At 70.8% G+C, this 22,911-nt stretch carries 23 protein-coding genes; 17 read left to right on the top strand and 6 right to left on the bottom strand.

What is annotated here, in order from left to right; all coding sequences use genetic code 11:
- The first annotated feature begins 110 nt into the window (after positions 1-110).
- The 5 genes from EAT49_RS02565 to EAT49_RS02545 all read left to right on the top strand — a co-directional run bounded on the left by EAT49_RS02565 (position 111) and on the right by EAT49_RS02545 (position 5,606).
- Positions 111-530, top strand: coding sequence for a universal stress protein (locus EAT49_RS02565; protein ID WP_123640696.1), 420 nt, complete (start codon positions 111-113; stop codon positions 528-530).
- A 33-nt stretch (positions 531-563) separates the two neighbouring features.
- Positions 564-2,249: a BCCT family transporter gene (locus EAT49_RS02560; protein ID WP_123640695.1), complete on the top strand. Its 1,686-nt coding sequence runs from the start codon at positions 564-566 to the stop codon at positions 2,247-2,249.
- A gap of 96 nt (positions 2,250-2,345) precedes the next feature.
- Positions 2,346-3,767, top strand: a complete 1,422-nt coding sequence (locus tag EAT49_RS02555) for a cryptochrome/photolyase family protein (RefSeq protein ID WP_123640694.1) — start codon at positions 2,346-2,348, stop codon at positions 3,765-3,767.
- 263 nt (positions 3,768-4,030) lie between these two features.
- Positions 4,031-4,453 carry an RNA polymerase-binding protein DksA gene (gene dksA / locus EAT49_RS02550; protein ID WP_123640693.1) on the top strand — a complete coding sequence of 141 codons (423 nt, stop codon included), beginning with the start codon at positions 4,031-4,033 and terminating at the stop codon, positions 4,451-4,453.
- A 4-nt stretch (positions 4,454-4,457) separates the two neighbouring features.
- Positions 4,458-5,606 (top strand): FAD-dependent monooxygenase, encoded by a 1,149-nt coding sequence (locus tag EAT49_RS02545; protein WP_123640692.1) that lies wholly within the window; start codon positions 4,458-4,460, stop codon positions 5,604-5,606.
- Between the two features lie 59 nt (positions 5,607-5,665).
- Here the strand turns inward: EAT49_RS02545 and xth are convergent, their stop codons facing one another.
- The 4 genes from xth to EAT49_RS02525 all read right to left on the bottom strand — a co-directional run bounded on the left by xth (position 5,666) and on the right by EAT49_RS02525 (position 8,088).
- On the bottom strand, positions 5,666-6,448 hold the full coding sequence (gene xth, locus EAT49_RS02540; protein WP_123640691.1) for an exodeoxyribonuclease III: 783 nt from the start codon (positions 6,446-6,448) through the stop codon (positions 5,666-5,668).
- A 95-nt stretch (positions 6,449-6,543) separates the two neighbouring features.
- Entirely contained in the window at positions 6,544-6,867 is a 324-nt protein-coding gene (locus EAT49_RS02535) for a HesB/IscA family protein (RefSeq protein ID WP_484131968.1), read from the bottom strand.
- 80 nt (positions 6,868-6,947) lie between these two features.
- Positions 6,948-7,649, bottom strand: coding sequence for a L,D-transpeptidase (locus EAT49_RS02530; protein WP_123640689.1), 702 nt, complete (start codon positions 7,647-7,649; stop codon positions 6,948-6,950).
- Positions 7,650-7,713: 64 nt separating this feature from the next.
- Positions 7,714-8,088: a hypothetical protein gene (locus EAT49_RS02525; protein ID WP_123640688.1), complete on the bottom strand. Its 375-nt coding sequence runs from the start codon at positions 8,086-8,088 to the stop codon at positions 7,714-7,716.
- A gap of 156 nt (positions 8,089-8,244) precedes the next feature.
- On the opposite strand from EAT49_RS02525, the gene EAT49_RS02520 reads away from it, so the two are divergent.
- Positions 8,245-9,408 (top strand): deoxyguanosinetriphosphate triphosphohydrolase, encoded by a 1,164-nt coding sequence (locus EAT49_RS02520; RefSeq protein WP_123640687.1) that lies wholly within the window; start codon positions 8,245-8,247, stop codon positions 9,406-9,408.
- On the opposite strand, the gene EAT49_RS02515 is transcribed toward EAT49_RS02520, so the two are convergent.
- The gene (locus tag EAT49_RS02515; protein WP_123640686.1) at positions 9,392-10,456 is read right to left on the bottom strand and encodes a hypothetical protein; all 1,065 of its coding nucleotides are present in this window, start codon (positions 10,454-10,456) and stop codon (positions 9,392-9,394) included. The genes EAT49_RS02520 and EAT49_RS02515 overlap by 17 nt on opposite strands.
- 131 nt (positions 10,457-10,587) lie before the next feature.
- On the opposite strand from EAT49_RS02515, the gene argS reads away from it, so the two are divergent.
- The 11 genes from argS to EAT49_RS02460 all read left to right on the top strand — a co-directional run bounded on the left by argS (position 10,588) and on the right by EAT49_RS02460 (position 21,574).
- On the top strand, positions 10,588-12,327 hold the full coding sequence (argS, locus tag EAT49_RS02510; protein WP_123640685.1) for an arginine--tRNA ligase: 1,740 nt from the start codon (positions 10,588-10,590) through the stop codon (positions 12,325-12,327).
- Between the two features lie 117 nt (positions 12,328-12,444).
- Entirely contained in the window at positions 12,445-13,461 is a 1,017-nt protein-coding gene (locus tag EAT49_RS02505) for an SPOR domain-containing protein (RefSeq protein ID WP_123640684.1), read from the top strand.
- Position 13,462: 1 nt separating this feature from the next.
- Positions 13,463-14,452: a glycoside hydrolase family 3 N-terminal domain-containing protein gene (locus EAT49_RS02500; protein WP_123640683.1), complete on the top strand. Its 990-nt coding sequence runs from the start codon at positions 13,463-13,465 to the stop codon at positions 14,450-14,452.
- A 7-nt stretch (positions 14,453-14,459) separates the two neighbouring features.
- Positions 14,460-15,254 (top strand): segregation and condensation protein A, encoded by a 795-nt coding sequence (locus EAT49_RS02495; RefSeq protein ID WP_123640682.1) that lies wholly within the window; start codon positions 14,460-14,462, stop codon positions 15,252-15,254.
- Positions 15,251-15,907, top strand: a complete 657-nt coding sequence (scpB, locus tag EAT49_RS02490; RefSeq protein ID WP_123640681.1) for an SMC-Scp complex subunit ScpB — start codon at positions 15,251-15,253, stop codon at positions 15,905-15,907. Before EAT49_RS02495 ends, scpB begins: the two co-directional genes overlap by 4 nt.
- Positions 15,908-15,974: 67 nt before the next feature.
- Positions 15,975-16,181 carry a hypothetical protein gene (locus tag EAT49_RS02485; protein WP_123640680.1) on the top strand — a complete coding sequence of 69 codons (207 nt, stop codon included), beginning with the start codon at positions 15,975-15,977 and terminating at the stop codon, positions 16,179-16,181.
- 249 nt (positions 16,182-16,430) lie between these two features.
- Positions 16,431-17,900 carry a cysteine--tRNA ligase gene (gene cysS / locus EAT49_RS02480; protein WP_123640679.1) on the top strand — a complete coding sequence of 490 codons (1,470 nt, stop codon included), beginning with the start codon at positions 16,431-16,433 and terminating at the stop codon, positions 17,898-17,900.
- A gap of 80 nt (positions 17,901-17,980) precedes the next feature.
- Positions 17,981-19,603, top strand: a complete 1,623-nt coding sequence (cimA, locus tag EAT49_RS02475; protein ID WP_246003732.1) for a citramalate synthase — start codon at positions 17,981-17,983, stop codon at positions 19,601-19,603.
- Between the two features lie 128 nt (positions 19,604-19,731).
- On the top strand, positions 19,732-20,181 hold the full coding sequence (locus EAT49_RS02470; RefSeq protein ID WP_123640677.1) for a hypothetical protein: 450 nt from the start codon (positions 19,732-19,734) through the stop codon (positions 20,179-20,181).
- Positions 20,182-20,253: 72 nt separating this feature from the next.
- Positions 20,254-20,721 carry a hypothetical protein gene (locus tag EAT49_RS02465; RefSeq protein WP_123640676.1) on the top strand — a complete coding sequence of 156 codons (468 nt, stop codon included), beginning with the start codon at positions 20,254-20,256 and terminating at the stop codon, positions 20,719-20,721.
- Between the two features lie 82 nt (positions 20,722-20,803).
- Positions 20,804-21,574 (top strand): squalene/phytoene synthase family protein, encoded by a 771-nt coding sequence (locus EAT49_RS02460; protein WP_123640675.1) that lies wholly within the window; start codon positions 20,804-20,806, stop codon positions 21,572-21,574.
- A 72-nt stretch (positions 21,575-21,646) separates the two neighbouring features.
- Here EAT49_RS02460 and EAT49_RS02455 read toward each other — a convergent pair whose 3' ends face one another.
- The gene (locus EAT49_RS02455) at positions 21,647-22,882 is read right to left on the bottom strand and encodes an MFS transporter (RefSeq protein ID WP_123640674.1); all 1,236 of its coding nucleotides are present in this window, start codon (positions 22,880-22,882) and stop codon (positions 21,647-21,649) included.
- Positions 22,883-22,911 lie beyond the last annotated feature (29 nt).

Raw genomic sequence — 22,911 nt, 5'->3', positions numbered from 1 at the left:
GGGCGGCGCAACGGGTGTGGCCGGACCCTGGCCGCCCCACCAAGAAACGAGAGGGACGGCGCGGGCGCCGGCAGGCTCGCTCGTGTCTCTCCAGCACTGCGGGAGAGCACATGTTCTCGAAAATCATGGTGCCGGTCGACCTCGGCCATGCGGACAAGCTTGGCAAGGCTCTCGGCGTCGCGTCGCAGATGGCGCGGAATTCCGGCGCCGAGGTCGTCTATGTGGGCGTGACCGGATCGGCACCGACCCGGGTGGCGCACACGCCCGAGGACTATGCCGCGAAGCTCGACGCGTTCGCGGCGGAACAGGCGGAAACGGGGGGGCATGCCGCCGCGGGTCACGCGATGGTCAGCCACGACCCCGCGACCGATCTCGACGCGTCCCTCGCGAAGGCCGCCGAGGAGACCGGCGCGGATCTCGTGGTCATGGCCACGCATGTTCCGGGCGCCTTCGATGCCTTCGGCCCGAACCATGGCGGCGCGCTCGCGAGGCATTCCAAGATCTCCGTCTTCCTAGTCCGCGGCGCCTGAGCGCCGGACTGCAACCGAATCCGAGGGGGGCCCATGGCCGACACCAGCACAGACCAAGGCATACCGGCGCCGGAGGGCGCCCATGACCTGATCGAGACCGATTACGAGATCGGTCAGGACAACATCGAGACCCAGATCGGGCCGCTCGGGCTCGACATCCACAACCCGGTCTTCTTCATTTCCGGGCTCAGCATCATCGCCTTCGTGGCCTACGCGCTGGTCGCGCCCGGTCAGGCGGCGGAGTTCTTCGGCTGGCTGCGGCCGATGCTGACCTCGAACTTCGACTGGTTCTTCATGAGCGCGGCGAACATCTTCGTCATCTTCTGCCTGTTGCTGATCGTGACGCCGCTGGGCAACGTGCGCCTCGGCGGGGTCGATGCGCGGCCGGACTACTCCTACCTCGGCTGGTTCGCGATGCTGTTCGCGGCCGGCATGGGCATCGGGCTGATGTTCTTCGGCGTGCTGGAGCCGGCCTATTACTTCGCCACGCCCTGGGGGGACGAACCCCTGGGCACGGTGCGACCCTTCACCGAGGACGGCGCGCTGATCGCCGGCAATGTCGAGGAGGCCCGGCGCATGGCGCTGGCCGCGACCTCCTATCACTGGGCGCTGCACCCCTGGGCGATCTATGCCGTGGTGGCGCTGGCGCTCGCGCTCTTCAGCTACAACAAGGGCCTGCCGCTGACGATCCGCTCGGCCTTCTACCCGATCCTCGGTGAACGCGTCTGGGGCTGGTGGGGCCATGTCATCGACATTCTCGCGGTCTTCGCCACGCTCTTCGGTCTCGCCACCTCGCTGGGCTTCGGCGCGCAGCAGGCCAATGCGGGCATGGAGTACATCTATGGCGTGCCCAACACGATCACGGTGCAGGTCATCCTGATCGTCGCCATCACCATCGTGGCGCTGATCTCGGTGCTGCGCGGTCTCGACGGCGGGGTGAAGCGGCTGTCGGAGATCAACATGGGCCTCGCGCTCCTGCTGCTGATCTTCGTGCTCTTCGCGGCGGGCGCGGCCACGATCCTCACCGAGTTCGTGGCCGGCATCGGCGCCTATTTCCGCGAGGTGGTGCCGCTCTCGATGCCCTTCGGCCGCGAGGACGACGGCTACCGGCAGGGCTGGACGGCCTTCTACTGGGCCTGGTGGATCAGCTGGTCGCCCTTCGTGGGCATGTTCATCGCCCGGGTGAGCCGTGGCCGGTCCGTGCGCGAGTTCATCACCTGTGTCCTGATCATCCCGAGCCTCGTCTGCGTCCTGTGGATGGCGGTGTTCGGTGGCGCGGCGATCAACGACATGGTCGCGAACCCGGGCACCTCGGCGGTGATCGCCAACGTGATCGAGACCTACAGCCCGGAGCTGTCGCTGTTCGCGATGCTGGAAAGCCTGCCGCTGGCGGCGATCACCTCGACGCTGGGGATCATCCTCGTGATCGTGTTCTTCGTCACCTCGTCGGACTCGGGGTCGCTGGTGATCGACACGATCACCGCGGGCGGCAAGATCGACGCGCCGGTGCCGCAGCGGATCTTCTGGTGCACGTTCGAGGGTCTGGTGGCCATCGCGCTGCTGATCGGCGGGGGACTGGGGGCCCTGCAGGCCATGGTAATCTCCACCGGCCTGCCGTTCACCGTGGTCCTGCTGCTCATCTGCTATGCGATCGTCCGGGGGCTGATGAGCGAGCGCGCGCTCCTCAAGTCGACGCCGCCCGCCTCTCCGGCGGAATAGGCGCGAGGCGCCCGGACCGCGCGACGGCGACAGGTGGCGTCCCGAAGACCGGGGCGCCGCCTTTTCGTCGCGCGGCGGCGGCTTAGGTTCGCCGCCATGACCGATGCGTCCCTGATCCTGTGGTTCCGCCGCGACCTGCGGCTTTCCGATCACCCGATGCTGACCGCCGCCGCCGCGACGGGCCGCCCTCTGATCCCTGTGTTCCTTCACGACGAAGTGGTCGAGAGCCACGGCGCCGCTCCTCGCTGGCGGCTCGGGCTCGCCGTGGAGAGCTTCGCGGCGCGGCTCGAGGACAGGACCGGGCTGCGCCTGGTCCTGCGCCGGGGCCGCGCGCTCGAGGTGCTGCGCGGGCTGGTGCGGGAGACGGAGGCCGCGGGGGTCTGGTGGACCCGGCTCTACGACCCCGACGCGATCCGTCGCGACAAGGAAGTGAAGTCGGAGCTGAAGGCGGACGGTGTCGAGGCGCGGTCCTTCCCCGGGCACCTGCTCTTCGAGCCATGGACCGTGGAGACCGGCACCGGCGGGTACTACCGGGTCTATACCCCCATGTGGAAGGCCGTGCGGGGCCGCGATCCCGGTCCGCCCGAGGCGGCGCCGGGGCGGCTGCGGCCGCCGGATCGCTGGCCGGATCCGGACCGGCTCGACGACTGGGCCATGGGCGCCGACATGAACCGCGGTGCCCGCGTGGTGGCGGGCCATGTGCGGGTCGGTGAGGAGGCGGCGCAAGGCGCGCTCGGCGCCTTCGTCGCCCACAGGATCGCCGACTACGGCGCCGCCCGCGACCTGCCGGCGGTCGAGGGGACCTCGGGTCTCAGCGAGAACCTCACCTACGGCGAGATCGGGCCGCGGACCTGCTGGGCCGCCGGCCGGAGGGCCATGGAGGAGGGCAAGGCCGATGCGGAGACCTTTCTCAAGGAGCTCGTGTGGCGCGAGTTCGCCTATCATCTCGTCTATCACACTCCCCGTCTCGTCTCGGGCAACTGGCGGGAGGAATGGGACGCCTTTCCCTGGTCCGAGGACGAGGACAGCGCCGAGGTGACGGCCTGGAAACAGGGGCGGACAGGCATGGAATTCGTCGATGCCGCGATGCGCGAGATGTATGTCACGGGCCGGATGCACAACCGCGGGCGGATGATCGTGGCCTCCTACCTGACCAAGCACCTGATGGCGCACTGGCGGATCGGCCAGCGCTGGTTCGAGACGCATCTGACCGACTGGGACCCCGCGTCGAACGCGCTGGGCTGGCAATGGTCGGCGGGGTCGGGGCCGGACGCGACGCCCTATTTCCGGGTCTTCAACCCCGAGACCCAGGTCGAGAGGTTCGACCGCGACGGCACCTATCGCCGGCGCTGGATCGCCGAGGGACAGGCGCGGCCGCCCGCGACGGCCCTGGCCTATTTCGACGCGATCCCCCGCAGCTGGGGCCTCTCGACCGACATGGCCTATCCCTCGCCCGTCGTCGGGGCGACGGAGGGGCGCGAGCGGGCGCTTGCGGCATACGGCGCCCGCGGGTCCTGAGCACCGGCGTCCGGGACGGCTCCGGCCGCAGGGCGAACGGCGCGCCCGGCAGGGCTGCGGCCCGATGCTCCGGAGCTGTCCGTTTCGCCTTCGAAAACGCCATGCGGGACCGGGTCTTGAGCCCCATGCTTCAAGTAGCCCCCGGGGCAGGTTTTGGGGGGTGACAGGTGCGGGCAAGCGGAGTAAACGGGCGCCAGTTGAGGGGACGCCGGATGACCGCACACCTGCACATGGCTGCTTCCGGCGATGCGAGGGATAACAAGATGAAGGCCGAGGTTTTCCTCCCGGACGATTACAAGCCCGCCGAAGACGAACCATTCATGAACGATCGCCAGATGGAGTATTTCCGGCGGAAGCTCCTGACCTGGAAAGCCGAACTCCTCGAAGACAGCCGCGACACGATCGAGGGGATGAAGGACAGCACCCGCAACATTCCCGATATCGCCGACCGCGCCTCGGAAGAGACCGACCGGGCGCTGGAGCTGCGCACCCGCGACCGGCAGCGCAAGCTCGTCTCCAAGATCGACGCGGCGCTGCGCCGGCTCGACGACGGCGAATACGGCTATTGCGAGATGACGGGCGAACCGATCAGCCTCAAGCGGCTGGACGCGCGCCCCATCGCCACCATGACCCTCGAGGCGCAGGAACGCCACGAGCGGCGCGAGAAGGTCCATCGCGACGACTGAGCCGATGAGCGCCGCGCCCGCCTCCCGCCCCGTGGCCGTCATCGGCGGCGGGATCGGCGGGCTGGCGACGGCCCTGGCCTTGCGCGCCCACGGGCTTGACGCGGCCGTCTACGAACAGGCGGAGGCCTTCGCCGAGGTCGGCGCGGGCATCCAGATCACACCCAACGGCGCGCGCGTCCTCAATGCCCTGGGCCTCGAGGACGCGGCTGCGGCGAAAGGCCTTCCTCTGGAGGCGGTCGAGCCCATGGACGGTCTCTCCGGTCGTCGCGTGGCCCGGTTCGACCTCGGTGGCCAGCCGGGACCGCCCTACCGCGTGTTTCACCGTGCCGATCTCATCGACATCCTGGCAGGGGCCGCCCGCGCGCGGGGCGTCGGCCTCCATCTCGGCGCACGGATCGCCGCCGTCGCGCCCACCGGCGCGTTCGAGGCCGGGCCGTGGCGGGTACCGCCGGGGCTCACGGTCGGCGCGGACGGGGTGCGCTCGCGCGTCCGGCCGGTGCTCGACGGTCCGGGCGATCCGGTCTTCACGGGCCAGGTGGCCTGGCGTGCGGTGGTCGAGGGCGAGGCGCCACCGGTCGCGCGGATCTGGATGGCGCCGGGCCGCCATGTGGTGACCTATCCGCTGCCGGGCGGGCGGGTGAACATCGTGGCCGTGCAGGAGCGGCGGGAGTGGACCGCCGAGGGATGGCACCGGGAGGCCGATCCGGGCGATCTGCGCCATGTCTTCCGTGGCATGACGGGCCGGGTCACGGGTCTTCTTGCCAAGGTCGACCGCTGCCTTGTCTGGGGCCTCTTCCGGCATCCCGTCGCCGGGGTCTGGCACCGGTCCTCGGGCGACGGTGCGCTCGCGCTGGCGGGGGACGCCGCCCATCCGACGCTGCCCTTCCTGGCCCAGGGGGCCAATCTCGCGCTCGAGGATGCCTGGGTGCTGGCGCGCCATGCCGCCTCGGGGACGCTCGACGCCTACGGGTCCGAGCGGCGCCGGCGGGTCAGCCGCGCGATCGAGGCCGCCAATGCGAATGCGCGCAACTACCACCTGCGCGAGCCCGCGCGCAGCGCCGCGCTCATGGCTCTCGGCGCGATCGGGCGGGTGGCGCCCGGTGCCTTCATGGGGCGTCTGCGCTGGCTCTACGGGCACGACGTCACCGCCTGACCGCGGAGGTCCCGGTCTCATCTGGCCTGACATACTGGAACGTGACGAGCCCCGGTCGCTCAGGCCGCGAGGTCGATCACCACGGGAACATGATCGGACGGCTTCTCGCGGCCGCGCACCTCGCTCTCGATGCGGATGTCCTCGATCAGGTCGGCGGCCTGGGGCGTCAGAAGGACATGGTCGATGCGGATGCCGTTGTTCCGCTCCCAGGCGCCGGCCTGGTAATCCCAGAAGGTGTAATGACCCGGCGCAGCGGTCTTCGCGCGGAAGGCCTCGGTGAAACCGAGGTTCAGCAGGCGCCGGAAGGCGGCGCGGCTCTCGGGACGGAAGAGCGCGTCCTCGCGCCAGGCCTCGGGGCGGGCGGCGTCGCGCGCGTCGGGGATGACGTTGTAGTCGCCGGCCATGACGGCGGGCATCTCGGAGGCGAGAAGCGCGCGGGCGCGGGCTTCGAGCCGTTCCATCCAGGCCAGCTTGTAGTCGAACTTCGGCCCCGGGACGGGGTTGCCGTTGGGCAGGTAGAGGCCGCAGAGGCGCAGGGAGGTCCGCTCGCCCGTGACGGTAGCCTCGATCCAGCGCGCCTGGATGTCCTCCTCGTCCCCCGGCAGGCCGCGGGTGACGTCCTCGAGCGGCAGCTTCGACAGGATCGCCACGCCGTTGAATCCCTTCTGACCGTGGGTCTCCACGTTGTAGCCCCGGTCCTCGAAGGGCTCCCGGGGGAAGGTCTCGTCGACCGACTTGATCTCCTGGCAGAGCACCACGTCGGGGGCGGCGGCGTCGAGCCAGTCGAGCACGGCCGCCAGCCGCGCCTTGACGCCGTTGATGTTGAATGTCGCGATCTTCATGGGAGCGATCCTGCCTTCAGCGCCGGCGGACCGCCAGAGGGAAGCCGCCTATTCGCGACCATTCGCCTCCGATTGCGCGCGAAGAGTCGGGGCGCTCAGATCGAGAACGATGTGCCGCAGCCGCAGGAAGAGGCGGCGTTCGGGTTCTGGATCGTGAACCGCGCGCCGATCAGTTCCTCGGAGAAGTCGATCACCGCATCCGCGAGGAAGGGAAGGGAGGTCTGGTCGATCACCACCTTCTCGCCCTCCGCCTCGAGCACGAGGTCGTCCTCCGCCGGAGCGTCGAGGTCGATGTTATACTGAAAGCCCGAGCATCCCCCGCCCTCGACGGCCACGCGCAGGGCCTTGCCCTGCGACGCGGCGCCGATCTCGGCAAGCCGCTCGAAGGCACGGGGGGTAACCCTTGGGGGGACGGTCAGCATCTGCTCTCTCCGCGGAACATCTGGGTCGAAGGTAGGCCCCCCGCCACGCCCTCGCAAGGGGCGGCGGGGGGAACGGCTCACCAGATGCCCTGCATCGCGGCGCCATGTCCGGGCGGCAGAACGATCACCGTCGCGCCGTCGCGCACGCGGTCGTGCAGGTCGATGGCATCCTGATCCAGAAGCCGCACGCAGCCCGAGGAGACGGCGCGTCCCAGATGCTCCGGCTCGCAGGCCCCGTGGACGCGGTAGAGCGTGTCCACTCCGTCCTGGAAGAGATAGAGCGCCCTCGCGCCAAGGGGATTGCCCGGACCCGGGTCCATGCCGCCGTTGGCCACGGAATAGGGCTCGAGCGCGGGGTTGCGGGCGATCATGCTGTCGGGCGCCTTCCAGCGCGGCCAGTGGCGGCGGAACTGCAGCCGCGCCGTGCCGTGCCAGAGGCGCGCCGCCGAGCCGGTGCCGGCACCGTATCGCATGGCGGTCCCTCCTGGCTCCACCAGATGCAGGACCCCCGCGTCGGGATCGACGATCAGCGTCCCGGGCACCTCGTCGGGATAGGGGTTCTCCACCCGCTGCCGCCAGAGCCGCGGCGGCACGACCCCCTCGGGCACGGCGGGGACCGGAAAGGGCTCTGTGGTGATGGCGCCGTAGAATTCCGGCAGGGGCGGGGTCTCGGGCGCCACGAAGGCGAGGGCGTTCATCGGGGGCTGGGACTCTCGCGGCGCGCAGGCGGCGAGGGTCGCGGCGGGAGCCGCGAGGCAGAAGAGGCGTCGGGTGATCATTGTCCGTCCTTTCGGTCCGATCCGTCAGGTGACGCGGGAGGGTCCCGCGCCGCGTCTTGCAGGATCAGGCCGCGCGGGGCGGTCGCTGAGGACGGTCGGGGACGATGCCCTCGGGCAGGTGCGGGTCGGCAAGGACCGTGCGGATCTCGCGACAGGATCTGCGCTGGCCCTCGAGCGGCGCTTCGGGCGGAAGGGCGCCAGACCCGCATGTGGGGCCGGTGAGCGAGGGTCCGAAGCAGAGCCGCGCGGGCAGGGCCTGACGCACGGGTTCGTCCGGGGCGACAGCGACGGTAACGTCGGGCCCGGCCCCCACGCCGGACAGGGCCGCGGCGATGGGAGGGGGCAGGCCCTCGGCCCCGGCACCCGCGCGCACCGCCGCGCCCCAGGGCAGGAGCGACAGGCAGAGGAACACGATGCAGAGGCGGCGCGCGAGACCCATGGTCTCCACATGCCAGACGCGGCTCCGGTGTCGAGGGCGGCCCCCCGCTCACATCGCCGTGGTGGCCTTTGGGCCGCGGCCCCTCGCCAAGGCCGGCATGTGCTGCTAGTCCGGCGCGGCGGCGGGCAGGCCGCGGGACCACAATACGGGGGCGGAATGGCAGCGCCCTATGCCTGCGATGCGGGAGTGAGCCGCGGACGGCTCCATCCCGAGGATGAAAGCGCCTTCCGGACCCCGTTCCAGCGGGACCGGGATCGCATCATCCATGCCTCGGCCTTCCGGCGGCTGAAGCACAAGACGCAGGTCTTCATCGAGCACGAGGGCGACTATTTCCGCACCCGGCTGACCCATTCCATCGAGGTGGCGCAGGTGGCGCGGACGCTGGCGCGGACGCTCGGTCTCGACCAGGACCTGACCGAGGCGGTGGCCCTGGCCCACGATCTCGGTCATCCGCCCTTCGGCCATACCGGCGAAGAGGCCCTCGCGCGGCTGATGGCGCCCCATGGCGGGTTCGACCACAACGCCCAGGCGATCCGCATCGTCACCCATCTCGAGCGCCACTATGCCGAGTTCGACGGGTTGAACCTGACCTGGGAGACTCTCGAGGGCATCGCCAAGCATAACGGTCCCGTCCCGACCCCCGTCCCCTGGGCGCTTGCCCTGTACGACGCGCATCACGATCTGGAACTCGGCACCCACTCGAGCCTCGAGGCGCAGGTGGCGGCGCTGTCGGACGATATCGCCTACAACAGCCACGATCTGCACGACGGGCTGAGGGCGGAGCTGTTTTCGACCGACGAGCTCGCGGAGCTTCCGGTTCTGACAGGGTGTTTCGCCGAGGTGGACGCGATCTGGCCCGGTCTCAACTACTACCGACGCCGCCACGAGGCGCTGCGGCGTTTCTTCGGCATCCTCGTGGAGGACGTGCTGGCCGAAAGCCGCGCCCGCATCGCCGAGACCGCGCCGCGGAGCCCGGAAGAGGTGCGCGCCGCAGGCCGGATGCTGGTGCGGTTCTCGCCGGCGCTCTGGTCCGATCTGAAGGTGATCCGCGGGTTTCTCTTCGAGCGCATGTACCGTGCGCCCGAGGTCGTCGAGATGCGCGCGCAGGTCACGCAGGTGATCGACGAGCTCTTTCCCGCCTTCCTCTCGGACCCGTCGCAGCTTCCGAAGCAGTGGCGCAAGGACGTGGAGGCGGCCGAGGGCTGCGAGACCACGCTGGCGCGGATCGTCTCGGACTACATCGCCGGAATGACCGACCGCTTCGCCATCGCCACGCACCGGCGGCTCACCGGGCGCGACGTGGTCACGGCCCGGGTGTGACGTCAGCGGCGGGCGTCGCCTGCCTGTCGCGGCGGCCCCGGGCCAGCATAAGCACTCCTGCCAGCCACCAGGCGATCAGCGCGGCACCCCAGCCCCGGGCTTCGGCCTCAAGGGCGGCATGATCCCGCGCAAGGTCCGGAGCGCCGGGTGGCAGTCCGGCCTGACCGAGGGCCAGCATGGGCGCGAAGGCCCCGACGGCGAGAGCGGCCACCCCGGCGGCATGGCTCCAGAGGATCCAGCCGGGGAGGGCGGGCGACCAGAGGCGGTTGAATGCGGCGAGGCTGACGAGCAGTGCCGAGGTGGCGGCGGCGAGGTGCCACAGCGCGGCGGGGGAGCTGACCGCCGGGCTCTCGCCGAGAGCGACCGAAGCCCAGCCGAAGAGACCGAGCCCGAAGGCCGCGAAGCACCAGAGATAGGGTGTCGCGGGGCGGTCCTCCTCCATGAGCTGCATCGAGGTGACGGCGAGCAGGGTCAGGAGAGGCGGGACCGCCGCCGGGGCGCCCGCCTCCGGCCGCCAGAGGATCAGGGCCGCCGCGATCAGCGTGAGCACCGCCATCATCGGACCGGTCCAGCCGAAGCCGGGCAGCGCGGCCGCGAGCATGACCGCGCCGAGACCGGCGAAGGCCGTGGCGAGGGTGACGAGGCGGGCGGGGGTGATCGCCTCGGCAAGCCCGAGGGGCAGCAGGTCCGCGCGGGGCAGGTCCGACAGGGAGAGCCGCAGAGGTCCGGACGGTCCGAACGCCGCGCCGACCGGCAGCAGGACCGCGGCGACGGCGGCGAGCAGGGCCACGGTCCCGGCCATCGGTACGCCCGCTCGGCGGGCGACGCGCGCGCTCAGGCATCCTGCCAGCGCCGCAAGGCAGAGGGACGCCGTTCCATGGACTGAACCGAGGACGAGACGGAGGTCCGATGCGGCGCCGCCGGTCCGGCCATCGGGACCGACGAGCATCCGCGAAAGACCGGGAGTCGCCAGATCCCAGCGCATCACGAGCACGCTGCAAAACCCGAGGGCCGCGACGGACAGGAGAGCGGTGGTCGTCGCGCGCATCGCCTTTCCTCCGCCGAACCTTCCCCTCCGTCCTAGCCGGGCCGCGTCGCGCGAGGCAAGCACGAGCGGCCTGCGTTGCACTCCATCTCCGGCGCCGGTAGGAGGCGGCGAACGTCAGGAGATGCGCCGCGATGAACCTCTTCACCGATATCCGCGAGCTGGTGCTGGACTGCCTCGGAGCCATGGTCGCGGCGGGCGGTCTGCCGGGAGGCCTCGATACCGCCGCTGTCACGGTGGAGCCGCCGCGCGACGCGGGGCATGGCGACATGGCGACGAATGCCGCCATGGTCCTCGCCAAGCCCGCCGGGCTGAAGCCGCGCGACATCGCCGAGGGGCTGGCGGCGCGGCTGGGCGAGGACGCGCGCATCGCCTCGGCCGAGGTGGCAGGGCCCGGATTCCTGAACCTGAGGCTGGAGCCGTCGGCCTGGGGCGGCCTCGTGCACGAGGCGCTGGCGAATCCCGCCTATGGCCGGTCGGACATGGGCGCGGGCCAGCGGGTCAACGTCGAATTCGTCTCCGCCAACCCCACCGGGCCTCTCCATGTCGCCCATGCCCGCCATGTGGCGGTGGGCGATGCGCTGGCCTCTCTGCTCGACTACGCGGGCTACGAGGTGACGCGCGAATACTACATCAACGACGGCGGCGCCCAGGTCGATACCCTCGCGCGGTCGGTCTACCTGCGCTACCTCGAGGCCCATGGCGAGGCGGTGGAGTTCGCCGAGGGCACCTATCCGGGCGACTACCTGATCGACGTGGGCGAGGAGCTGAAGGCGCTCCACGGCGATGCCTTCGTGGGCCAGCCCGAGGAGGTGTGGCTCGACGAGGTGCGCGCCTTCGCCACCCAGGCGATGCTCGAGGGGATCAAGACCGATCTCGCGGCGGTCGGGGTGACCATGGACCGCTACTTCTCCGAGAAGAGCCTGTACGGCACGGGCCGGATCGAGGCGGCAATCGAGCGGCTCCGGGACAAGGGGCTGATCTACCGCGGCGTGCTGGAGCCGCCCAAGGGCCGCGTGCCGGACGACTGGGAGCCGCGGGAGCAGACGCTCTTCCGGTCCACCGCCCATGGCGACGACGTGGACCGCCCGATCATGAAATCGGACGGCGCATGGACCTACTTCGCCCCCGACATTGCCTATCATTTCGACAAGATCGAGCGCGGCTACGACCAGCTGATCGATGTGCTGGGGGCGGACCACGGCGGCTATGTCAAGCGGATGAAGGCGGCAGTGGCGGCGCTCTCGGACGGCGCTGTGCCGCTCGATGTCAAGCTGATCCAGCTGGTGAAGCTGTGGAAGAACGGCGAGCCCTTCAAGATGTCGAAGCGCGCGGGCACCTTCGTGACCATGGCCGACATGGTGGAGCTGGTCGGGCCCGACGTGATGCGGTTCCACATGCTTACCCGCAAGAACGACGCGCCGCTCGATTTCGATTTCGACAAGGTCACCGAGCAGTCGAAGGACAACCCGGTCTTCTACGTGCAGTACGCCCATGCCCGGGTGAAGTCGGTGCTGCGCAAGGCCGCCGCCATGGGCTGCGACACCGATGCGGAGACGCTGGCGGGGCAGGGTCCCGTGCCGCTCGCGGAAGAGGAGCTGGCGCTGGCGCGGAAGATCGGCGAATGGCCGCGGCTGGTGGAGATCGCCGCACGCCTCCATGAGCCCCATCGCGTTGCCTTCTACCTCTACGAGCTGGCCTCCGAGCTGCACGGGCTCTGGAACCGGGGCAACGACGAGCCGGCCCTGCGCTTCCTCCAGGAGGGTGATTCTGCGGCAACACAGGCGAAAATTGCGCTGCCGGCGGCCACGGCGATTGTTATTTCCCACGGGCTTGGTATCCTTGGAGTGACCCCGGTGGACGAGATGCGGTAGTCAGCGTCACCACGCTCCCCTCTGTGAGCAGACGACCAAGCCGCGCAGAATGCCTCTGGGGTCGAGCAGGACCCGAAGATCACCGGCGGATCCAGCCGCCGGGGCAAAGAGGCAGACATGGCAGACTATACCTATGAGGCCGAGGCCTCCGGCTCGGGCGTTTCCGCCGGATCACTCGTGAACATGGTCGGAGCGGCCCTGTCGCTGACCCTTATCGCCGGCATCGGCGTCTGGGGCTACAATCTCGTGTTGCGCGATGTGTCGGGCGTGCCCGTGGTGCGGGCGATGGAGGGACCGATGCGGATCGCCCCCGACGAGCCTGGAGGCGAGCTTGCCGCGCATCGCGGTCTCGCGGTCAACGCCGTCGCGGCCGAAGGCGGGGCCGCCCCGCCAGAGGATCGGCTGATGCTTGCGCCCGTGGCGGTAGACCTCGCGGCCGAGGACCTGGCCGTGGCGCCCGCGACCGACGACGCAGCCGACGCGGACGAGGCGGTGTCTGCCGTCTCCGGCATGATCGCCGCGGCTACCGCGGCCGACGCGCCGGTCGAGGACCTCGCGGCCCTCGAAGACCCCGCGGCGGCCGATCCGGATGCGCCGCTGAGTCAGGAGGATATCCTTGCCCTTGCGGACCAGATCGCCGCAGGTCTGACCCCCATGTCGCGGCGCAATGCCGAGGACGTGCCTGACGTCATCCTGTCCATCGACGGCACGCCCGTCCGCGAGAACCTGTCCCTGGGCGGCGCGGAGGTGATCCCCGCCTCGGTGCCCGGCGTCGCGCGCTCGCTGCGGCCGCAATCGCGGCCGATGCGGCTCTCGTCGATCGAGCCCATCGCCGCGGAGACCGCCGCCGTCCCCCCGACGCTCGACCCGCAGTCCATCGCTCCGGGCACGGCGCTGGTGCAGCTCGGCGCCTACGACAGCGAAGCGGTGGCGGCGGCGGAATGGGCGGCTCTGGCGGGCCGTTTCGGTGCGCTGATGGCCGGCCGGCCGCGGATCGTCCAGGAGGCGGAGACCGGCGGACGGACCTTCTGGCGACTGAGGGCGGGAGGCTTCGACGATCTCGCCGACGCGCGGCGCTTCTGTGCCGCCCTCGTGGCCGAGGATGCGGTCTGCATCCCGGTGTCGGTGCGCTGAGATGCCCCGGCGGGCGGTCGCCTTCGGCTGCGAAGGTCTCCGCCTGACGTCGGCGGAGCGGCAGTTCTTTGCCCGTGCGGACCCGTTCGCCTTCATCCTCTTCGCCCGCAACATCGAGGCGCCGGGCCAGCTGCGTGCCCTGACCGCCGAGCTGCGCGACACCGTGGGATGGGAAGCTCCGGTCATGATCGACCAGGAGGGCGGGCGCGTGCAGCGGATGCGCGCCCCGCACTGGCGCGAATACCTGCCTGCGCTGGACCAGATGGCGCGGGCGAAGGACCCGATGCGCGCCATGTGGATCAGGAACCGCCTGATCGCCGCCGAGCTTCACGACGCGGGGATCGACGTCAACTGCGCGCCCGTCGCCGACCTTCTCGAGGAACACACGCATCCCGTGCTGCGCAACCGCGTCTACGGCGGCGAGATCGCTACCGTGGTCGAGGCTGCGCGCACCTGTGCCGAGGCGCTGCTGGCGGGCGGCGTCCTGCCGGCGCTGAAGCATATCCCGGGCTATGGCCGGGCCTCGGTGGACAGCCACCTGGACCTGCCGCGCGTCTCTGTTTCCGCCGAGAACTTGGCCGCCCGGGACTTCGCGCCGTTCCGTGCGCTGCGCGACCTGCCCATCGGCATGACCGCCCATATCGTCTTTGCGGACATCGACCCCGTCCATCCCGCGACGACCTCGGAGCGGATGATCCGGCTGATCCGCGAGGAAATCGGGTTCAGCGGCCTTCTTTTCACCGACGACGTGGGCATGAACGCGCTGTCGGGTCCCGTCGCCGATCGCGCGGCGGCAAGCCTCGAGGCGGGCTGCGACATCGTCCTGCATTGCAGCGGCGACCTCGCGGAGATGCAGGCCGTGGCCTCCGCCTGCCGGCTGATGGACGGGGCCGGGAACGCCCGCGCGGATGCCGCCCTGTCGAAGCGCAAGGCGCCCGTTCCCGTTGACATCCCGGCGCTGGAGGCGGAATTTCGGACGCTGCTGACCTGAGGCGCCGATGAGCGACGTTCCTCCCCTTCGCCCTGCGGGCCCCGATCCCGACGCCGTCGCCGCGCGGCTGGCCGCCGAGGCGCTGATCGTGGATGTGGGCGGCTACGAGGGGCCGCTCGACGTGCTTCTGACGCTCAGCCGCGCGCAGAAGGTGGACCTGAGGCAGATCTCGGTTCTGGCGCTGGCACAGCAATACCTCGCCTTCGTGGAGGAGGCCCGGACGCTGCGGATCGAACTCGCGGCGGATTACCTCGTGATGGCGGCCTGGCTCGCCTTCCTGAAATCGCGCCTGCTGCTGCCGCCCGACCCCGAGGAGGAGGGGCCCTCGGCGGAGGACCTCGCGGCGCATCTGGCGTTCCAGCTCGAGCGGCTGGAGGCGATGCGGACCGCCGCCGCGCGGCTCATGGCGCGCGACCAGCTGGGGCGCGACCGCTTCGGCCGCGGCATCACCGAGGATGTCACGCGGGTGCGGCGGGTGCGCTGGACGGCCACTCTCGTGGACCTGATGCAGGCCTATGCCCGTATCCGCACCAAGGACGAGTTCCGCCCCTATGCCTACGACCGCACCAACCTTCTGACCCTCGACGAGGCGCTGGAGCGGATGCGGCCGCTGATCGGCCTCGCCGGGGACTGGGTCGATCTCTGGAGCTACCTGCCGCAGGGCTGGACCGCCGATCCCGTGCGGCGCCGCACCGCCACCGCCGCCACCTTCGCCGCCTCGCTGGAGCTGGTGAAGGAGGGCCGGGCGGAGCTGCGTCAGTCGGACACCTTTGCGCCCATAGAGCTGCGACGGCGGACATGAGCGGGGCGACCGAAGGTGAGGGCCCCGCCGCGGACCCGTCCCTGTTCGAGGCGCCGCCGCTTGCGGAGCAGGAGCGGATGGTGGAGGCGATCCTGTTCGCCACGGCGGGCCCGGTCACGATCCGCGAACTGGTGGGGCGGCTGCCCCATGGCTGCGAGCCGAAGACCGCGCTCGAGAACCTGCGCCGGCGCTACGAGGGGCGCGGTGTCAATGTCGTGCGCGTGGGCGAGGCCTGGGCGATCCGCACCGCGCCCGATCTCGGCTTCCTGATGCGCCAGGAGGTGGAGGAGACGCGCAAGCTCAGCCGCGCCGCCATCGAGACGCTGGCGATCATCGCCTATCACCAGCCGGTCACCCGCGCCGAGATCGAGGAGATCCGCGGCGTGGGCGTCAGCCGGGGCACCATCGACCAGCTTCTGGAGATGGACTGGATCCGCTTCGGCCGCCGCCGCATGACGCCGGGCCGGCCCGTGACCTTCATCGTGACCGAGGCCTTCCTCGACCATTTCGGCCTCGAGACCGCGCGCGATCTGCCCGGCCTGTCGGAGCTGCGCGCCGCGGGACTGCTGGACAGCCGCCCGGTGCCCGGAACGGGCGACGAGGACGACGAGACGGACGGGACGGAGGGCCAGAGCGATCTCTTCGAGGAATAGCCCTTTTTGTGCCACAGGAAACGATTAGATACCCCGCCAGGCAGTCGGGGCGGAAAGGGCAGACATCATGGACCGGATCATATCGATGGTGGTGCGCATGTTCCTCGGCCGGGGCATGCGCGCGGCGATGAGCGAAGGGAACCGCCGTCAGTCCCGCCGGGATGGCGGCGAGGAGGCGTCCGGACCGGACCCGCGCCAGGCGCGCCAGACCAGGCAAAGCTCCAAGAACGCACGTCAGGCGATGCGCGTCATGCGGCGGATGGGCCGGTTCTGACCGCCTCGCGCCCCTGAGCGGTCCACGGCCTCTCTCGGTGCGGCGGGACGACAGCCCGCGCCGGTTCGTGGCGCGCGGCCGCTCGGAAGGCTGGACAGGCGGCGCGGCTGTTGCTACCGGAGCGGCATGAAGAGCCCCCGCACCCTCATTCGCTGCATCATTCCCTGCTGACCTCCGTCCGCGGGCCGCTCTTTTTCGCACTCACGAAAATCGCCGGAGCCCGCGGGCCAAGCCACCGCCCGAGGCCCCATGTCCGACGCCGCCCCCCCGATCCGCCTGCGCAACACCGCCAGCCGCAGGGTCGAGCCCTTCGTGCCGCTCGATCCCCGGAACGTGCGGATGTATGTCTGCGGCCCCACGGTCTACGACCGGGCCCATCTGGGCAACGCGCGGCCTGCGGTGGTCTTCGACGTGCTGTTCCGGCTGCTGCGCCATGTCTACGGGGCGGAGCATGTGACCTATGTGCGCAACGTCACCGACGTGGACGACAAGATCAACGCCCGCGCCCGCGAGACGGGCCGCGCCATCGGCGAGATCACCGCCGAGACGCTGGACTGGTATCACCGCGACATCGGCTTCGCGCCGGAGGTTCCGGGCGCGCTCGGCTGCCTGCGGCCCACCCATGAGCCGCGCGCGACCGACTGGATCGGTGCGATGGTGGAGATGATCGCGCGGCTGATCGCGGGCGGGCATGCCTACGAGGCCGAGGGGCATGTGCTCTTTGCGGTGGAAAGCTACCGGGACTACGGCGCGCTGTCGGGGCGGTCGGTCGAGGACATGATCGCGGGCGCTCGGGTCGAGGTCGCGCCCTACAAGCGCAACCCGATGGATTTCGTCCTGTGGAAGCCGTCTGACGCCGACACTCCCGGCTGGGACAGCCCCTGGGGCCGGGGCCGCCCGGGCTGGCATATCGAATGCTCGGCCATGTCCTACGAGCTTCTGGGCGAGAGCTTCGACATCCACGGCGGCGGCGGCGACCTGATGTTCCCGCACCACGAGAACGAGCGCGCGCAGTCATCCTGCGCCCATCCCGGGGGGTCCTTTGCCCGCTACTGGGTGCATAACGAGATGCTCCAGGTCGAGGGGCGGAAGATGTCGAAATCGCTCGGCAATTTCTTCACCGTGCGGGATCTGCTGGACCGCGGCGTGCCGGGAGAGGTGATCCGGCTGGTGATGCTGGGCACCCACTACGGCAAGCCGATGGACTGGACGGATCGGAAGCGCGAGGAGGCGGAGGCCACCTTGCGGCGCTGGCGCGCCCTGACGGCGGGGGTTTCGGCCGCTGACGCGGCCGATCCGGGGCTCGCTTCGCTCGCCTCCGAGGCGGTGCTCGCTGCGCTCGCCAATGATCTCAACACGCCGGGCGCGATCGCGGAATTGCACCGGCTGGCGGGTGAGGGAAAGGCCGCGGAGTTGAAGGGGTCGGCGGCGGTGCTGGGGCTTCTGGGGGAAGAGCTCGGCGGTTGGGATTGGAGGGCCGTCAAGCAAGACTTCGGTGCCGTCCAGTTCGTTGGCGATGGCGACGAACATCACGGCGCATTGGCCCGAGATATCGCGGCTCGTTGGGAGACTTTGCGGCAAGCGAAGGATTACGCGCGTGCGGATGAGTTACGCGGGTTGGCGGCGGACGCAGGGCTGGAGCTTCGGTCCGTAAAGGGTGCGGTACAGGCCGTGAAGACCGGTGATCTCGATATAGCACAACTGGAGGCGTTGCGATGACCGGCACCGTCGAGGGGGGCGCTGCCCCCCGGCCTGCGGCCTCCCCCCGGGATACTTCAGGCCAGAAAAGGGAGGGGGCGGTGCGCGAGCGGCTGTATCTCTACGACACCACGCTGCGGGACGGGCAGCAGACGCAGGGCGTCGACTTTTCCGTCGAGGAGAAGCTGCGGATCGCGGCGATGCTCGATGCGCTGGGGGTCGATTACATCGAGGGGGGCTGGCCCGGGGCGAACCCGACGGACAGCGGATTCTTCGGGCGCGTGGGCGAGACGCGGGCCCGGATGACGGCCTTCGGCATGACCAAGCGCGCCGGGCGCTCGGCGGCCAATGACGAGGTGCTGGCGCAGGTCGTGGGCGCGGGAACGGGCGCGGTCTGCCTTGTCGGCAAGACCCACGATTTCCATGTCGAGACGGCGCTCGGGATCACGCTCGAGGAGAACCTCGAGAACATCTCGGCGAGCCTTGCGCATCTCGCGGGGCTGGGGCGGGAGGCGCTCTTCGATGCCGAGCACTTCTTCGACGGCTGGAAGGCGAACCGGCCCTATGCGCTGGCCTGCCTTGCTGCCGCGGTGGACGCGGGCGCGCGCTGGGTGGTGCTCTGCGACACCAACGGCGGCACGCTGCCGGCCGAGATCGGCGAGATCGTGTCGGATGTGATCGCGGCGGGCATCCCCGGAGACCGCCTGGGCATCCACACCCACAACGACACCGAGACCGCCGTGGCGGGCACGCTGGCGGCGGTGGAGGCGGGGGTGCGGCAGGTGCAGGGCACGCTCAACGGGCTGGGCGAGCGCTGCGGCAACGCCAACCTGACCTCGCTCATCCCGACGCTGCTGCTCAAGGAGCCCTGGGCGAGCCGCTACGAGACCGGGGTGAGCCGCGAGGCGCTGGCGGGCCTGCGCCGGGTGAGCCGGACGCTCGACGATATCCTGAACCGGCTGCCGATGAAGCAGGCGCCCTACGTGGGCGCCTCGGCCTTCGCGCACAAGGCGGGGCTTCATGCGAGCGCGATCCTGAAGGATCCGACCACCTACGAGCATGTGGACCCGGCGGCGGTGGGCAACGCGCGGGTCGTGCCGATGTCGAGCCAGGCGGGGCAGTCGAACCTGCGGCACCGGCTGGAGGCGGTGGGGCTCGAGGCGGCGAAGGGCGATCCGGCGCTGGGACGGCTGCTCGAGCTGATCAAGGCCCGCGAGGCGCAGGGCTATGCCTATGACAGCGCGCAGGCCTCCTTCGAGCTTCTGGCGCGCGAGGAGCTGGGCCTGATGCCGCGGTTCTTCGACGTGGAGCGCTACCGGGTGATCTCGGAGCGGCGGCGGAACGCGAAGGGGGAGCTCGTCATCGTGTCGGAGGCGGTGGTGACGGTGACGCTGCCGGGGCCGCGGCAGACGACGAGCTTCTACCAGAACGAGAACCCGACCGATCAGCAGGACGCGGGGCCCGTCAATGCGCTCGCCGTGGCGCTGGCGATGGATCTGGGACCCTACCAGGACTTCATCGCGGGCTGGCGGCTGGTGGACTTCAAGGTCCGGATCACCGGCGGGGGCACCGAGGCGGTCACGCGGGTCATCCTCGACAGCGAGGACGGCGAGGGGCGGCGGTGGTCGACGGTCGGGGTCTCGGCCAACATCGTGGACGCCTCCTTCAACGCGCTGGTGGATGCGATTCGCTGGAAACTGGTGCGGGACGGGGCGAGGGCCTGACCGGTCCCACGTTGGGACCGGACGCAAGGCGTTGAAAAGGAAATCGGAAATCGTTGACGCCGATTTCCGGTCCGGGCCGGAGACCGGCTAGGCTATCCTCTGTGCGACCCGACGGGGGAGGATCTGCAATGCGTGGCGTGTCCATGGCCCTGTGCCTCGTGACGGCTCTGGCCCTCGGGGGCTGCGAGACCGGCGAGGGGGGCGGGGTCCCGGAGGGCCAGCCCTACGTCCGCAGCATCGCGACGCTTCCGTCCGGCGCCTCCACGGTGGTGACGATCACCGCGGATGACAGGGTCACGCGAAGCGAACTGGGCGAGGGTGCGCGCGTCCCGCGCATCACCCGCCTGCCGCCGCGGGCGGGCCGTCATGCGGAGGCGCGGGCGCTGGTCGAGGCGGCCTTTCCCGGCATCCGCGAGAGCCAGTCGGCAGACCTCCTGCCGCTCTGCATGGGCGATGGCGGTACCCGTGGGGTCGAGGTCTCGCCTCCCGTGAACGGGCTCGACGGGGTCTATTACGACTGCTGGGAAGATGACGTTCTGGACCTGATGGTGGCGGTCGGACGGCTGATGCGGGAGTGACGCGCGGATCGCGCTCACCGAATCGCGCGCCGCCGCCTTATCCTCGGTCCGTCCGCCACTGGGGGAGCCGCGATGACGCCTGCCGCCCGCCGCCTGTGCCTCTGCCTCGTGCCGGTCGTGTCCGTCGCGCTCGGCGCCTGTGCGCCCGCCGTGCCGGAGGACCGGCCCTTCGTGCGCGTCTCGAGCGGGAGCACCTTCTCGGGCCTGACGACGGTGACCATCACCGCCGACGACCGCGTGCTGCGTGAGGATCACGAGGTGACGCCCGACGCCGGGGGCACGCGGACGCGCCGCCTTGCGGCCGAGCCGGGACGCCATGCCGCCGCCCGCGCGCTGGCAGAGGCGGCATGGCCGGACCTCCTCGCCGCGACCGCTGCGCTGCCCGAGGACCGTTTCGCATCCTGCCCCACCGACCTCGGGACGCAGAGCGTGACCGTCGAGCCGCCGATCGCGGGCGTCGCCACCGTCGAGGGCGCCTGCGGACCCGAGGGCGTCCGCGACCTCATGGCCGGGATCCTGCGGCTCGCGCCCTTCCCCTGAGCGGGCCTGCGCCGCGCGGGGGTGGCGGCGGCGGCGGATCGGGGTATCTGCGGGGCATGAGCCCAGCCCGCGTTTCGCCCCGATGAGCCTTGCCGCCTGTGCCGAGATCGTCCGCAGGGGCGATCCTGTCCGCTTTCGCGCGGCGATGTCCTGTCCGCCGCCGGCGCGGGAGGTGCTGTTTCCGCTCTATGCCTTCAACGTCGAGGTCTCCCGCGCGCCCTATGCGAGCGAGGAGCCGATGATCGCCGAGATGCGCCTGCACTGGTGGCGCGAGGCGCTGGAGGAGATCGGCGCGGGCGGGCGGGTGCGGTCCCACGAGGTGACGGACCCGCTGGCGGCGCTGGTCCGGGAGAGGGGGCTGCCCGTCGAGGTGCTCGACCGGGCGGCGGCGGCGCGACGCTGGGACATCTGGCGTGAGCCCTTCGAGGACGGGGCGGCCTTTTCGGCGCATCTCGAGCGGGTGGCGGGGGATCTGGCCTGGGTCTCGGCGCTGGGTCTCGGGGCCGCGGCGGCGGAGGAGGAGGAGGCGGTCCGCGCCGGGGCCTGGGGCGCGGGGCTTGCGCGGTGGTTTCTCGCGGTGCCCGAGATGGAGGCCCGCGGGCGGATGCCCCTGCCGGACGGGCGGGAAGAGACAGTGCGGGCGCTGGCGCGGGAGGGGCTGGCGCGGCTTGACGCCGGGCGGGCCGCGCGCACGGAGGGGGCGGTTCTCGCGCTCCGCCACGGGTGGGACGCGGGCGCGGTGCTGAAGGCCGCGGCGCGCGAGCCCGGGCGGGTGAAGGACGGGCGCCTCGGGCCGGGGGAGGCGCGGAGTGCGCTGAGGCTCGCCTGGGTGGCGGTGCGGGGGCGGTGGTAGCCTTGTCCCGGGTGCGGTGGGCGGTGGGGTGGAACCCCACCCTACGCGGACAGGCGCGGGTGGTCTGGACTGTCAGGCGGTGCGGGGCTTCAGCGCGAGCCAGATGAGGGCGCCGCCCGCAAGCGCCAGAAGCGGGATCATCGCGAGGTTGACCGCCGTCCAGCCTTCCTGTGCGCTGCCACCCGTGCAGTTCATCAGCCCGCCCGAGGCCAGCGAGGCCAGCGTCACGCAGCCGAAGACCAGCATGTCGTTCATGCCCTGCGCCGCGCCGCGCTCCTCCTCGGTATGGGCTGAGGTCAGCAGCGTCGTGGCGCCGATGAAGCCGAAGTTCCAGCCGATGCCGAGCAGCACCAGCGCGCCGAAGAAATTGCCGAGCGTCACGCCCGAGAGCGCCACGACACCCGCGGCGGCGAGGATCAGCAGGCCGAGGGCGATGATCCGCTCGGTGCCGAAGCGGGCGATCAGGTGCCCGGTGACGAAGGACGGCGCGAACATCGCCAGCACATGGGCCGAGACGATGTCGTTGGCGCGGTCCGTGGTGAAGCCGCAGCCGACCACGGCAAGCGGCGTCGAGGTCATCACGAGGTTCATCAGCGCATAGGAGACCATGCCGCAGATCACCGCGGTCAGCACCCGCGGATCGCGCAGGAGTTCCATCCGGGTCCGCCCGGCGCGCGGCGCGCCCTTGGGGCGCTGCGCGGGGCGAGGCAGGTCCAGCCCGAAGAAGAGGAGCGCGCCCAGAAGGTTGATGGCGATAACCGCGAGATAGGTGCCGAGGAAGGGGACGACGAAGGCGGTCTGCACCAGCTTGTTGAGCTGCGGTCCGATGATGGCCGACAGGAGCCCGCCCGCGAGCACATAGGACACCGCCTTGGGCCGGAAGCCGGCCGATACGCCGTCGGTGGCCGCGAAGCGGTAGAAATTCTGCGCGGCCATGTAGATGCCGGTCAGGTAGCTGCCCGCGAGGAAGATCGGGAAGGACCCGATGTAGAGCGCCCACGCCGCGAGCGCCGCGCCCGCCGCCCCGCCCGCCGCGCCCACGAGGAACCCCGCGCGGCGCCCGAAGCGCTGCATGTAGGACGACAGCCACGGCGCCGTGGTCATCGAGCCGAAGACGATGAGGCTGATGGGCAGGGTCGCAAGGCAGGGATTCGGCGCCAGCATCCCGCCCGCGAGGCCCCCCACCACGAAGATCATCGGCATCTGGCTGCCCAGCAGGGCCTGGGCCGCGACGAGGATGCCGACGTTTCGGCGGGTCCGGCGGTCGGTGCCGTCCCGGAGGTCGGCGGTGTCGGGCAGGGCGGTCATGGGAGACGGATTACGCCCGGCGCGGGGCG

The sequence above is a fragment of the Histidinibacterium lentulum genome, assembly GCF_003789055.1.
In the GTDB taxonomy this organism is placed as follows: domain Bacteria; phylum Pseudomonadota; class Alphaproteobacteria; order Rhodobacterales; family Rhodobacteraceae; genus Oceanicola; species Oceanicola lentulus.
The sequence above is the reverse complement of the archived record's forward strand: the minus strand, read 5'-3'. Positions and strand labels throughout refer to the sequence as shown.